We start from the raw sequence: 13,188 nt of genomic DNA on the forward strand, positions 1-13,188 counted from the left end.
CGGGATTTATGAATAAATATGACGACATTAAACGTTTTATGGATAAAACGAAGTTGGAACAGCTTGATTATAAAGAGCTTAACGAAAAATCAACGGGTGAATCCATTACCGGCTCCATGAACCAATGGACATTGATCAAACAAGTGTCAGCCAGCGAAGACCCGGTAGGACCACTCGACAATGGCCGTTCGACGCAACCCACACCACAATCTATTTCTGCCGATGAGTTTTCACTCTCTGCCTCGCAGCCGGTGAACGAACTCCCGACAACGCACGCCCCTTTGAATCAGCAACCTGTGCCGCAAGCGCCGGCGGCTCAGCCTGTTGCACACACTCAGGCTACGCCAATATCCTCGGAAGTGCCGCCGCCAGCCGCCGGTTTTGGGTTACTCGAGGCCCTGCGTGAAACGCTGCCGCCTGCTCCGCCACAGCCTGCTCCCGTGCCGGCCGCGCAGCCCGGAAAACATCAGCCGGTTCACGCCGCGCCGACGTTGCACGCTCAGTCTGTTGTTCCTGATACCGGCTCGGGTTTGCTCGATTCATTGCGTAAAGTAATGCCCGAAGCGCCTGTACCCCCGGCTCCGGTTCAGGCACCTGCCCCTGTTCAGCAGGCCGCACCGCCGCGAAGCCAACCTGTACAGCCCGCAGTTCCGGTGTATCAGCCCGCGCCTGTACACCAACCCGCACCGGTCAGCCCGTACACAACCAGCACTACGCCCGTTACACACGCAGCCCCGGCGTCTGCTGATGCTAACCAGCGCTTTAAACAAATGTTTAAACAGCGGGCTCCGCAGCCTGCCGGCGCTTATTTACATCGCGACACACCGCTTCAACCCCTGTTAGAGATGATTGCCTCATGCCGTTAGTTTGCGTTTGTTCACCGAAAGGTGGGGTAGGAAAAACCACGGTGGCCTCGAACCTGGCCTATTCGCTCGCCCGCAGTGGCAGCAAAGTACTGGTTATCGATTTTGATGTGCAGAACGCCCTTCGCCTTCATTTTGGTGTACCTATTTCCGATACCCGCGGCTTTGTCGCCGGTTCAGGCAATGAATCCGACTGGAGTCAGTTTATTCTCAAAGCGGGTTCAAACACGTTTGTATTACCTTACGGCGAAGTGACGGAAGATCAGCGTCTGGAATTCGAACACCAGTTAGCGTCTGATCCGAATTTTTTACCGCGGGGACTGAACACCGTCCTGAATTATCCAGGTTTAATTATTATTGCCGATTTTCCTCCCGGCCCAAGCCCGGCCTTAAAAGCCGTGCAGGCTATTGCTGATTTACATGTTGTGGTCATGCTGGCCGATACCGCGTCATTATCTCTGCTGCCATTAATGGAAAAAAATAAATTAATTGGCACACCTTTGAACAATAAAAAGGGGGAATATTACGTCGTTAACCAAAGTGACACGCGCAGAACATTAAGCCGCGACGTCACGCAATTCTTTGAGCAACGTCTGAACGAAAGATTATTAGGCACGATCCACAGGGATGAATGTGTGCCAGAGGCCAACGCCTCGCAGCGCTCTATTATTGATTTTAGTCCGGTATCGGCTTCGGCTTTTGATATTGAACTGATCAGCAAGAAAGTCGCCGCCATTTTAGGGATTAAAGTCGGTGATGGTGAATTACACGCCGCGCCTAAATCTGGCAGTTATTAACTATCACTGTTAACAGCGACCCCAAAGCGATGAATAAATTCCTGTTTTCCTTACTTGTGCTTCTGCTGCTGCCGGTGGCGGCAGTGATCATCATCACCCCTATGGACAGCCAAAAGCAGTACATTTTTGGTCTGATCAGTATCGGGCTTTTATTCCTGCTCGGCATCAGCAAGAGCCGGCGTATCAGTGTGGTCATGGTCATCATGTCCATTATTATGTCGACGCGTTATATTTACTGGCGCGCGACAGAAACACTGCATTTTAATTCCACGATTGAAGCCATTTTAGGGATCGGATTATTCCTCGCCGAACTGTACGTCTGGCTTATTCTTTTACTCGGTTATCTGCAAACGACCTGGCCGCTGAAACGCTCCATTGAACCCTTGCCAGATGACACGACGCTATGGCCAACCGTTGACGTGTATATTCCGTCTTATAACGAAAGCCTCGATGTGGTGCGCGATACCGTTCTGGCGGCGCAGTGCATCGATTATCCGAAAGACAAAATCAAAATATATGTGCTGGATGACGGAAAGCGCGACGAATTTGCCGTGTTCTCCGCCGATGCGGGCGTGGGTTATATCACCCGGGATAATAACGCCCACGCCAAAGCCGGTAACCTGAACCATGCGATGAAACTCACCAAAGGCGAGCTGATTTGCGTATTTGACTGCGATCACGTCGCCACGCGTGCTTTTTTGCAGGCCACCGTCGGCAGCTTCCTGAAAGACCCGCGTCTGGCGCTGATCCAGACGCCTCACTATTTCTACTCGCCTGACCCGTTCGAACGTAACCTTTCCGCAGGCCGCACCATGCCAAACGAAGGTGCGCTGTTCTACGGCCCGGTGCAGCAGGGCAACGATAACTGGAACGCCACGTTCTTCTGCGGTTCCTGTGCCGTTATCCGCCGCGTTGCACTCGAAGAAGTCGGCGGCTTTGCTGTTGAAACCGTCACAGAAGATGCCCACTCTGCGCTGAAAATGCAGCGTCGTGGCTGGAATACCGCGTTTCTGGATATCCCGCTGGCCGCCGGTCTGGCCACAGAACGTCTCGGCCTGCATGTCGTCCAGCGTACCCGCTGGGCGCGTGGCATGACGCAGATTTTCCGGGTGGATAATCCGTTATTTGGCCGGGGTCTGAAATGGCAGCAACGCCTGTGTTATCTGAACGCCATGCTGCACTTCCAGTTTGGCCTGCCACGCGTGGTGTTCCTGACCGCACCGCTGGCGTTCCTGCTGTTCAACCTGAACATCATTTCCTCGTCCGCCAGCCTGATTTTTGCTTACGCGCTGCCGCACCTGGTGATGTCCCTGCATATCAACTCCCGCATGAATGGCCGCTTCCGCTACACGTTCTGGGGTGAGATCTATGAAACCGTCATGGCATTCCATCTGATCCTGCCGACGCTGGTTACGATGCTCGCGCCAAAACGCGGGAAATTTAACGTAACAGACAAAGGCGGCCTGCTGGATGTCGGCTTCTTTGACTTCAACATCGTTAAACCGCACCTGATTGTCGCCATTCTGATGATTATCGGGATTGGTTACGGCGTGGTACGCGCGATTTTCCATGACTACTTTGCCATCGATCCGAGCGTTATCGCCCTGAACGTCGCCTGGGGCAGTTTCAGCGTGCTGATCCTGCTGGCGGCCATTGCTGTAGCGAAAGAAACCCGTCAGGTGCGTAAAACCATCCGTATTGATGTCGCTATTCCGGCCATCATTCACTATGCAAACGGGATTTCACTGCGCACGACCACAATCGATATGTCGATGGGCGGCGTGCAACTGGTGACGCCGGATGTGCGTTACATCGACGAAGAAATTGAAGAAGTAGAAATTCAGCTTTCCTCCGGTGCAGAGAGTTTTCCGGTGACACAAATCAGCGGCAACAAAGAGCGGCTGCGTCTGCAATTTGAAAACCTGCCGCTGTCGAAACGTCGTGAACTGGTTCGCGTTGTGTTATGCCGTGCTGACGCCTGGATTGGCGAAGAGTACCCGCCAGACAACCCGTTCAAATCTCTGATCAGCATTATCCGTTGCGTATTTGAGCTGTTCTACAACACCTGGAAAGAGCGCCGTGCCAAAAATAAACCCGCTGACGCCACCAGCAAGAGTGAAGCAGCATGAATCGACCACGTAAACAGACCGTAAAGCGCCGGTTATCTGCTGTGCCGGGTGCGTCCCTGCTCAGGAAAATCTGCACCGGCCTCCTGCTGACATTCAGCAGCCTGCCGTTAACCCATGCTGAAGACGCTGCGGCTCCGGCCGTTGATCCGGCGACCAGCCTTCCTGCTGCGCCGTCATGGTTGCCGCCGGTTACCCCGATGCCGGGCGAAAGTGCGCCCGTCAGTGCAGCCGCACCGGCCCCAGCGGCGGCGGTTGCGGCAGGCGATGCGCCTCAGCCTGATACCACGCCGGTGAATACCAGCGCAGTACCTGCCACAGTGGCCACCGATCCGTCTGTGCCGCCGGTTGTTCCGCTGGTCCAGCCGGTCACCAGTAATATCACCGTGGCTGAAATGGGGCAGCCCAACGGCCTGACCCTCAGCGGCGGCCAGTTACAGTCCGGGATTATCTTTACGCTGCCTGCCGATGAAGTGGTGACCAACGCCCACCTGTCGCTGGCGCTGAAGATCTCCCCGGCGCTGATTGCGCGTGATACTACGCTGGAACTGATGCTCAACGGCCAGCCGCTGGGCAACCTGCCGCTCAATCAGAGCAGCAACGGCGGGGATGTTTACGATCTGGATATTCCGTCTGCGATGGTGGTGTCCAACAACAACCTGAGCTTCCGCGTGCATGACAGCAACACCATGACCTGCGAGAAAGATCAGTCCGACAAATATTGGGTCACGATTTTGCCGACCACCAGCATTGGTCTGGAAGGTCAGCAGCTGAATATTGGCCGCAATCTGGGTAACTTCCCGCGTCCGTTCTTTGATGGCCTGCAAATGCAGGAATCGAAAATTACGATGGGCTTCTCCGCTGCGATGAAACCCGGCGATGTCAGCGCAGCGGCGATGGTTTCTTCTTATCTCGGCATGTTGTCCGATTATCGCAGCGTCGATTTCCCGGTCATCCTGAACGATTTGCCGGATCAGAACGGCATTCTTTTTGGTAAACCGGGCGATAAAATCGGTTCACTGACGTTACCGGCCAGCAACGGCGCGTCGATTCAGATTATCGATAACCCGATTAACCCCATTTATAAACTGCTGCTGGTACTGGGCAACGACGATAACGAACTGCGTCAGGCCGCTTACCGCCTGATCAGCGGCGGAATGCCGAACAACGCCGAACGTCTGGACGTCACGCAGCAAACTATTCCCTCCAGCAAGCTGTATGACGCGCCGCGCTGGATTGACACTTCGCGCCCGGTCACGCTGGGTGAACTGGCGGGTAAAGATCCGGATTCCCTGATTTCCAACGGGATTTACCACGACGGTATTCAGGTCGCTTTCCGCGCCGCGCCCGACCTGTTCATGTGGGATGGCCACAACATTCCGGTGCGCATCGATTACCGCTTCCCGACAGAAAACTGGATTGATGAAGACAGCTCGCGTCTCAATGTTTCCATTAACAGCAACTTCCTGCGCAGCCTGACGGTAAACAAAGTCGGTCTGGTGGAAAACATCTGGCGTCGCCTGGGCGGTGACAGCCGTCAGGAACGTTATACCCTCCAGCTCGCGCCGTACCTGATTTACGGGGATAACCAGCTGCAATTCTATTTCGACATCAAGCCGAAAAAAGATGCGCCGTGCAGTATTCTGACCAGCGACAACATCAAGAGTCGTATCGATCCGAAATCCTTTATCGACCTGAGCGGAAGCTACCATTTCGCGCAGTTGCCGAACCTGTCGTATTTCGTCGGTGCGTCTTATCCGTACTCCAAACTGGCGGACTTTACCGACACACTGATGTTGCTGCCCGAAGCGCCTTCGGCGGATGAAATCCATGTGCTGATGAACCTGGCGGCCCGTGCAGGTAAAGCGACTGGCGTCCCGGTGAATCACGTACAAGTCGCTTTTGGTCTGAAAGGCGATGAGAAAAATAATGCGTTGTTTGACCGCGATATTCTGGCCGTCACCACGCTGGGCGATACGTCGTTCAACCAGCAACTGCTGGCGGATTCACCGTTTAGCGTCAATGCCGGTTCGATGGGCGTGAAAACACCGACCGAAGTCCAGCGTATCGTGGCGTGGCTGACTGGCGACTGGTACCGCCAGCCGGTTGATGCTGACCGCTATCTGTCGTCTACCGGCGCATGGCGCGGCTTCGTCAGCTACCGTTCACGCTGGTCTAACGATCACGTCGTCGTTGTGGCAGCAGGCACGGATGACCAACAACTGCTGAAAATTCATAACGACCTCAAATCACCCAAAATCAACGCCAACGTGCGGGGTGATCTGGCGATTATTACCGATGAAAATGGCATTCGCAGCTTCTCCGTTGGCCAGCAATTCCCGACCGGCCAGATGCCGTGGTACATGATGGTGTTGTGGTATGCGAGTACGCATATCGTGATCCTCTCGCTGATTGCCACACTGGTTTCACTGCTGATTGGCCTGAGCCTGTTCGTCGTGTTGCGTCGTCATGCGGCTAAACGTCTGGGTCAGAAATGAAAAGCGTCGTCTTAAGAAGAACAACAATAACAATGAAGGTAGCCGTTACTCCCGGCTATAACCTGGCGATTACCGGAGCTGGAAAATGAGAAAACATAAACTGTCGCTGGCGGTGATCAGGGCTATTTATCTGGTAGGGATCGCCGGCGTTGCAAGTTTCAGTGCCACCACTTTTGCGGCGAATACGACCAATCCGGCCATGAAAGCCCTGTTCGATCAGGCGGCTTACTGGCATGAACGTGCCCATGATGATCTGGCGAAAGATGCCTTGCAGAAAGTGCTGCTGGTCGAGCCGAACAACGCGCAGGCGTTGTATCTGATGTCACTGTATTCCATGCAAAGCGGCGACAAAACGGCGGCGAACCAGTGGCGTCAGAAACTCTCCAGCATTTCACCGGATGACCCGCGTCTGGCGTCGCTCAACAGCGCCAAAGCGATGCAGTCAATTCCGCCGGCGCAACTGGCTGCTGCCCGCCAGATGGCGGCGCAGGGTAACGTCAGCGGCGCGCTTTCGGCTTACCGCACCATTTTCAATGGCAACCAGCCGCTCGACAGTCTGGCAACCGAATATTATCTGACCATGGCGGGCGACAAATCGCTCCAGCCACAGGCCATTCAGGGATTACAACAGCGCGTAGCGGCACGCCCGGACGACACGCAGGCGCGTCTCGGGCTGGGCAAAGTACTGACTTATCAGGAATCCACCCGCCGCGACGGGATCAAGCTGCTGAGCACGATGGCCGGTTCCAGCTCCGAAGCTGACCGTTCGTTGCGCCAGGCGTTGCTGTGGATGGCACCGCAGGAAGGCGACCGCGACTTGTATCAGGCCTATCAGGCGCGTCATCCCAATGACACCGGCGTGATGGCGTATTTCCAGAAAAACATTGGTGGCGCGGCGAAAGGCCAGGGCTTCACCGCGCTCAACAGCGGCGACGTCACCAGTGCGAAAACCAAGTTTGAAAGCGTACTGGCCGATAACCCGAACGACGCCGATGCACTGGCCGGTTTGGGTTATATTGCACAGCGCAGCGGTAACTTTGAAGAAGCCTCGCAGTATCTCAGTAAAGCCGCCGCACAGGGCGGCGCGAACAGTGCCCAGTTAGGCAATCAGGCGCAGGATTCTGCGTTCTACGCCCAACTGGCGAAAGCCAAAGACGCCGCCGCATCCGGCAGTTATGACGCCGCACTGGCCGCCGTGACTCCGCTGGCTTCCGTCGGCGGTGAAAAAGGTCAGTCAGCCGGTTTGCTGCGTGCGGATATTCTGCGCCGCAAAGGCGATCTCGCCGGTGCGGAGCAGCAGTACAGCGCACTGGGTGACAACGCCGACGCCCGCGCCGGATTGTTCTACGTGCTGCGTCAGCAAAACAAAACCGCTGAAGCCAGTCAGGTTCTGAAAACGCTGCCAGCCAGTTTGCAGGCGAAGATGAATCCGCCGACCGTCGCCGATGTGATTGAACCGATGCGCCGTCAGGCGGCGCAGGCCGTTGCCAACAACGATCCGCAGCGCGCACTGAATATTCTTCAGCAGGCGCAGGAACGCCAGCCGTCGAACGTCTGGGTAAAACTGGATATGGCGCGCATTCTGCAATCGCAGGGGCAAACCGCGCAGGCGCAGTCCATCATGGCACCGTCTTCGCGTCCGGGCGCGTCATCGGCCGATCTTTACGCCGCCGCGCTGTTTGCGTCCGAAACCAAAAACTGGGCCACCGCCAACGCCCTGCTCTCGCGCATTCCGCGCAACAGTCAGAATCAGGGTATGCGTGAACTGGCGCAGCGCGCCAACTTCAATGCACAAATGGCGGATGCCGAAGGTTATCTGCAACAGGGCAACAGCGCGGCGGCGGCCAACACCCTGCGCGCACTGGCGCAGAACCCGCCCTCCGCGCCAGCCGATGTCGGTTTACTGGCAAAAAATCTCGCCGCCTCCGGCCAGTTACCGCTGGCCGTGCAACTGGTCCGCCAGAACATGCGTCAGGGCGTGAACGGCAATGCGGGCGATTATGCCGATCAGATCACCGTGCTCAATTCCGCCGGGCTGGGCATGGAAGCGCAGGCCTTCCTGCAAAATCCGCAAATTCAGTCCGGCACGTCTGCGACGGCGCTGGCCAATCTGCGTAACGGTTTCGTGATCACGCAGGCCGACCAGTTACGTGAACAGGGCCAGTACGCCGCCGCTTACGACAAACTGGTCGTCGCGTTGCAGTCTGATCCACAAAACCGGGATCTGATGCTGGCGATGGCGCGCCTTTATCAGTCCGGCAAACTCAATAAACAGGCCGGTCAGGTTTATAACTATCTGATGCTGAACGATACACCAGCGCAGGATGCGCGCGTGGGTGCCATCAACGTCGCGCTGGGTGAAGGCGATAATAAACGGGCGCAGGAGCTGATGAACGGCCTGCGCGGCGAACGCACGCCGGACCGTTTGTTACTCGAAGCGCGCGTGGCCGAAGCTCAGGGCGATCACCAGCAGGCGCTGGCGTTACTGCGTTCCGCGAAGGGCAAGATGATTGGCCTGGAAGGCGCAGACGGCACGGCGCAGGTGGCCGGTTTGCAGATAAGCGACAACCCGTTTATAAACCGCTCAACCCGGACTTCACCGGGGCGCCCGACCACACAATCTTCTTACGGCACCGTGTTGCCTTGGCAGCAGTCTGATCAGGTGACCATTCCGGGCAATATTCCGACACCTGCCGTACCGACCGCCGTGGCACAACGTACCGCAACGGAAAAACAGATCGACGGCATGCTCGACGATTTGCAGGGCAAAACCGCGACCTGGGCGCAGGGGGATATGTCGATTCGCGGACGTGACGGTGAAAGCGGCCTCAGCCAGCTGACCGAAGCGAAAGCGCCAATGACCTTTGCTTTCGTGCCGTTTGACACCTCGCGTCTGAGCATCGGCGTGACACCGGTTTCCTTGAGCGCAGGCAGCCCGTCCGGCACCGGCAATGCCCGTTATGGGCAAGGTGCGCTGGCGCAGGCACAGTCGGCGGAGAGCGACGTCGCGACCGCCGCCGCCGCCGCAGGTCTGGATATTGCCAGTTACAGCACCTTTGCAAAACTGCAAACCGCAGCCGCAGCGGGCTACACCGCCAACTGTAGCTCGACCAACGCCACGTCGACGCAGTGTGCGGCCTACAACACCATCACAGCCACGGATCCGACCACCTACGCGGCGCCTTCCGGCGGTAACCAAAGCGCGACAGGTGTAGAAGTCAACGCGGCACTGACCGGCGACAGCTATAAAGCCGATGTCGGCAGTACACCGCTCGGGCAGGATCTGAACTCGCTGGTCGGGGGCGTGCAGTGGGCTCCGAAACTGACTGATTTCACCACCCTGCGCCTGACGGCTGAACGTCGTGCAGTGACCGACAGTATTCTTTCTTACGTCGGCACCAAAGATACCTACAGCGGCAAAACCTGGGGTCAGGTCACCAAAAACGGCGGCAGCGTGAATCTGTCCTATGATGACGGTGATGCCGGTTTCTACGCCGAAGGCGGTTACTACAGCTATCTGGGTAACAACGTGAAGAGCAACCAGTCGGTCAGTGCCAATGCGGGCTTGTACATTCGCCCGTACCGTTATGACGACCGCGAACTGAAAACGGGGATCAACGTCGGTTACATGAACTTCGACAAGAACCTCAGCTACTACTCCTACGGCCAGGGCGGTTACTTCAGCCCGCAGAACTACGTCAGCGTCTCCTTCCCGGTGGAATACACCCAGAAGTATGACGACTGGGATCTGAAACTGTCCGGCTCGGTGGGTTATCAGTCCTATTCTCAGGACAAGAGTGCGTACTTCCCAAATAACGCCGATCTGCAGAAACAACTGGAAGAACTGGTAAATGCCGGCTATGGCTCTGAAGCGTATTACGCGGGTAAAACCCAGAATGGTATTGGCTGGAGCGCAGGTGTTGGCGGTAACTATCATTTGAACAAAAACATGCAGATTGGCGGACAAGTTGGCTACGATACTTTCGGCGATTACAACGAAAGCACCGCGCAGGTCTACTTCCGTTATCTGATGGGCCAAAATTAATCCTGGTGGAATAAAACCATGCAAGAACAAAACTATGCACAAGTTGCGCAGGAGTATTACCGCCAGCGTCTCACCACACCAGGCTGGCAAAGCCTGGTGCAGGTGCTATTTTCAGGTATTCTGGCATCCGCTGACGATGAAGATGGCCGTCGTTTTATCACACTGATGGGCAATAATCTGGCGCGTCAGCATGCGTTACCGGCCTCTTCGACGCTGGGTGAACTGGAAGATAACATTAACCATATTCTCAGCCATTTTGACTGGGGTGTGGTGAAGCTCGAAGCCACTCAGCAACAACTGGCGCTGGTGCACATTGCCTGGCCGGTTTCCCCGCAAGGACAGGATGACGAATTGTGGCGCATCGCCCTGATTTCGTTGTTTGAAGGTCTGTATGCTGAATGGTTGTTATCACAAGGCGGGCAGCCCTATGTTCCTCTGCGCTGGCAGGAAAACACACCGGAAGGCGCCTTCGTTTTCCGCTATCAAAATGGTTTGTAAGGAATTTATATGGGGTTATTTCGGCGCTGCAGCCTCGTGCTGTGGTTCAGCCTTATTGTTGCATTTTTCAGTTCTTCAGTAATGGCGCAGGATGCCGGCTGGTCGGCTTATAAAAGTCGCTTTCTGATGCCAGATGGTCGAATTATTGATACTGCCAACAAAAACGTCAGCCATACAGAGGGACAGGGTTTCAGCATGCTGCTGGCCGTGTTCAATGACGATCAGGCGACATTCGACAAACTGTGGCAGTGGGCAAACACAACGCTTTACCGTAACGATATTGGCCTCTATTCATGGCGCTATGACCCGAATAACAGTGTCCATGTTACGGATAAAAATAATGCCTCTGACGGCGATGTGCTCATCGCCTGGGCGCTGCTGCTGGCGGGGGATAAATGGAATGAATCCCGCTACACGAAGGCTTCTGACAAATTGCAGGCCGCGCTGCTCAAACATACTGTAATTGATTACGCAGGCTACAAAGTGATGCTGCCGGGCGTATCAGGCTTTAATCAGACCAGCAACATCACGGTCAACCCGTCATATTTCATCTTCCCGGCCTGGCAGGCGTTCTTCGAACGCAGTCACCTGAAAGTGTGGAAACAACTCGATGAAAGCGGCACCGCAATGCTCAGCAAAATGGCTTTTGGTGAATTCCGTTTACCGACAGACTGGGTGGACATTCAGGCAGACGGCACGATGAAACCGGCCACCCGCTGGCCAACGCGTTTCAGCTACGACGCCGTGCGTATCCCGCTGTATCTCGGCTGGGCACACCCGGGAAGCCCGCAGCTGGCTCCGTTCATTCTCTGGTGGCAGAAATCGCCGCGTAATACGACGCCCGCCTGGATTGACGTCATGACCGGCACCAAAGCCAGCTACAACATGTCGCCGGGTCTGTTAGCCATCCGTGATTTCACCATGGCCAACGCCAGTGCCATCAGCCCGACTCTGGCACCGAAGGATGACTATTATTCTTCCAGCCTTCAGCTGCTGAGCTGGTGGGCGAGTCATAAAGGTTAAGGGATTTATTGCAGTAAAAAAGCCTGTCGGTGAAAGCTGACGGGCTTTTTTTATGAGAAAGAACGTCTAAATAATTGCATATATGCAATAAAATAATTCGCATTTCATTGTATATATACAATGAAATTTATCAAAATCTATTGTATATATACAATAAAATATTCGATGATTTATTGCATATATACAATTAAAAGGTGACGCCATGTGGGATAAAGAGCTAAAAATCAAACAGGTAGATAACCTTCTCGATGAAACAAAACCTCAGCGTAAAGTTAAGCGGCCCAGGAAAGGCTGGATACAGCTCATCAGAACGACGCTTGGAATGAGTGCACGCGCACTCGGTGAAAGATGCGGACTCAGTCAGTCGCGGATATCACTGATTGAAAAAGGAGAGGCAGACGGTTCTCTGACGCTAAACACGTTGGAAAAAGTGGCTGAAGGTCTGGATTGCGAACTCGTGTACTTTCTAGTCCCCAAACAGAGCCAGACACTTAAGGCGATAAGAGAACGACAAGCGGAAAAAAAAGCAAAGTTTCTGAATCAATACACCGAAATACATATGTCTTTGGAGCAGCAACCGACATCAAAAAATTTCCAGAACGCCACTCAGGATAAAATTAAAAGTGACCTGCTGGAAAAATGGCCGCGTGATTTTTGGGATGAAAAATGAGCGAAAATATCAACAGAGATCTCCCAGATGGGGCAACGGAACTGAGCCCTGATGACCTTGTCGGTTTAATCCCTGATTACATCGATACAAGAGAAGATCTCAATCAGTTTGAGAAGTTGAATATTCAAAGTGCGTTAACCAGACTCAGCAAGCAGAAGCTAACCTACTCGCACATACTCACCGTGGATTTCTGCATACAATTGCACAGAAATATGTTCGACAAAACATGGGAATGGGCGGGTCAGTTCAGGAGAAGAGAAGTTAATATCGGAAACACCCCTCCTCATGCCATTTCAACACAGGTAAGGAATGTGCTGGATAATGCGGTCTTCTGGATAGAAAACGATATCTGTTCCACCGATGAAACCTGCCTGAGAGTTCACAGAGATATCGTTTGGATCCATCCATTTCCAAACGGTAATGGCAGGCATTCCCGCATATTTTGCGATGTCCTGCGCAAATCATTAGGGAGCAGTTTCTTCAACTGGGGTAATTCCGGTGGAGAGTTAGTCTCCCCTGATAAACATCGCGCGGCGTATATTCTTGCGCTGCGAAGAGCCGACATTGGCGAATATGACCCGCTTATAAAATTTGCTACAGGGACATAGTGATACTCCCGGCCCCACAAAAAAACCCGCTTTCGCGGGCTTTGTCATTTCTGTAGATCA

The 13,188-nt window shown here is 54.5% G+C and carries 9 protein-coding genes; all 9 read left to right on the forward strand.

The features are described from left to right. Window positions 1–8 precede the first annotated feature (8 nt). Window positions 9–866: a hypothetical protein gene (locus ACM5QY_RS03900; RefSeq protein ID WP_416119293.1), complete on the forward strand. Its 858-nt coding sequence runs from the start codon at window positions 9–11 to the stop codon at window positions 864–866. Then, the gene (gene bcsQ, locus ACM5QY_RS03905; protein WP_416119294.1) at window positions 857–1,660 is read left to right on the forward strand and encodes a cellulose biosynthesis protein BcsQ; all 804 of its coding nucleotides are present in this window, start codon (window positions 857–859) and stop codon (window positions 1,658–1,660) included. Before ACM5QY_RS03900 ends, bcsQ begins: the two co-directional genes overlap by 10 nt. Window positions 1,661–1,689: 29 nt before the next feature. Further along, window positions 1,690–3,789 carry a UDP-forming cellulose synthase catalytic subunit gene (gene bcsA, locus ACM5QY_RS03910; protein WP_416119296.1) on the forward strand — a complete coding sequence of 700 codons (2,100 nt, stop codon included), beginning with the start codon at window positions 1,690–1,692 and terminating at the stop codon, window positions 3,787–3,789. Beyond that, window positions 3,786–6,284: a cellulose biosynthesis cyclic di-GMP-binding regulatory protein BcsB gene (gene bcsB, locus ACM5QY_RS03915; protein WP_416119297.1), complete on the forward strand. Its 2,499-nt coding sequence runs from the start codon at window positions 3,786–3,788 to the stop codon at window positions 6,282–6,284. The genes bcsA and bcsB overlap by 4 nt, the downstream gene beginning before the upstream one ends. Window positions 6,285–6,369: 85 nt before the next feature. Then, on the forward strand, window positions 6,370–10,329 hold the full coding sequence (locus ACM5QY_RS03920) for a cellulose biosynthesis protein BcsC (protein WP_416119299.1): 3,960 nt from the start codon (window positions 6,370–6,372) through the stop codon (window positions 10,327–10,329). 18 nt (window positions 10,330–10,347) lie between these two features. Next, window positions 10,348–10,827, forward strand: coding sequence for a cellulose biosynthesis protein BcsD (gene bcsD, locus ACM5QY_RS03925; protein ID WP_416119300.1), 480 nt, complete (start codon window positions 10,348–10,350; stop codon window positions 10,825–10,827). Between the two features lie 9 nt (window positions 10,828–10,836). Beyond that, a complete protein-coding gene (locus ACM5QY_RS03930; RefSeq protein ID WP_416119301.1) occupies window positions 10,837–11,850 on the forward strand; it encodes a glycosyl hydrolase family 8 in 1,014 nt (337 codons plus the stop codon). A gap of 202 nt (window positions 11,851–12,052) precedes the next feature. Beyond that, on the forward strand, window positions 12,053–12,520 hold the full coding sequence (locus ACM5QY_RS03935) for a mobile mystery protein A (protein ID WP_416119303.1): 468 nt from the start codon (window positions 12,053–12,055) through the stop codon (window positions 12,518–12,520). Further along, the gene (locus ACM5QY_RS03940) at window positions 12,517–13,128 is read left to right on the forward strand and encodes a mobile mystery protein B (protein ID WP_416119304.1); all 612 of its coding nucleotides are present in this window, start codon (window positions 12,517–12,519) and stop codon (window positions 13,126–13,128) included. The genes ACM5QY_RS03935 and ACM5QY_RS03940 overlap by 4 nt, the downstream gene beginning before the upstream one ends. Window positions 13,129–13,188 lie beyond the last annotated feature (60 nt).

Origin of the sequence: Rahnella sp. PCH160 (assembly GCF_047784855.1) — a bacterium.
In the GTDB taxonomy this organism is placed as follows: Bacteria; Pseudomonadota; Gammaproteobacteria; order Enterobacterales; family Enterobacteriaceae; genus Rahnella.

Bases quoted from the DNA above. Each gene is read 5' to 3' on its own strand.
- ACM5QY_RS03900 (WP_416119293.1), top strand. From the start codon at position 9: ATGAATAAATATGACGACATTAAACGTTTTATGGATAAAACGAAGTTG.
- bcsQ (WP_416119294.1), top strand. From the start codon at position 857: ATGCCGTTAGTTTGCGTTTGTTCACCGAAAGGTGGGGTAGGAAAAACC.
- bcsA (WP_416119296.1), top strand. From the start codon at position 1,690: ATGAATAAATTCCTGTTTTCCTTACTTGTGCTTCTGCTGCTGCCGGTG.
- bcsB (WP_416119297.1), top strand. From the start codon at position 3,786: ATGAATCGACCACGTAAACAGACCGTAAAGCGCCGGTTATCTGCTGTG.
- ACM5QY_RS03920 (WP_416119299.1), top strand. From the start codon at position 6,370: ATGAGAAAACATAAACTGTCGCTGGCGGTGATCAGGGCTATTTATCTG.
- bcsD (WP_416119300.1), top strand. From the start codon at position 10,348: ATGCAAGAACAAAACTATGCACAAGTTGCGCAGGAGTATTACCGCCAG.
- ACM5QY_RS03930 (WP_416119301.1), top strand. From the start codon at position 10,837: ATGGGGTTATTTCGGCGCTGCAGCCTCGTGCTGTGGTTCAGCCTTATT.
- ACM5QY_RS03935 (WP_416119303.1), top strand. From the start codon at position 12,053: ATGTGGGATAAAGAGCTAAAAATCAAACAGGTAGATAACCTTCTCGAT.
- ACM5QY_RS03940 (WP_416119304.1), top strand. From the start codon at position 12,517: ATGAGCGAAAATATCAACAGAGATCTCCCAGATGGGGCAACGGAACTG.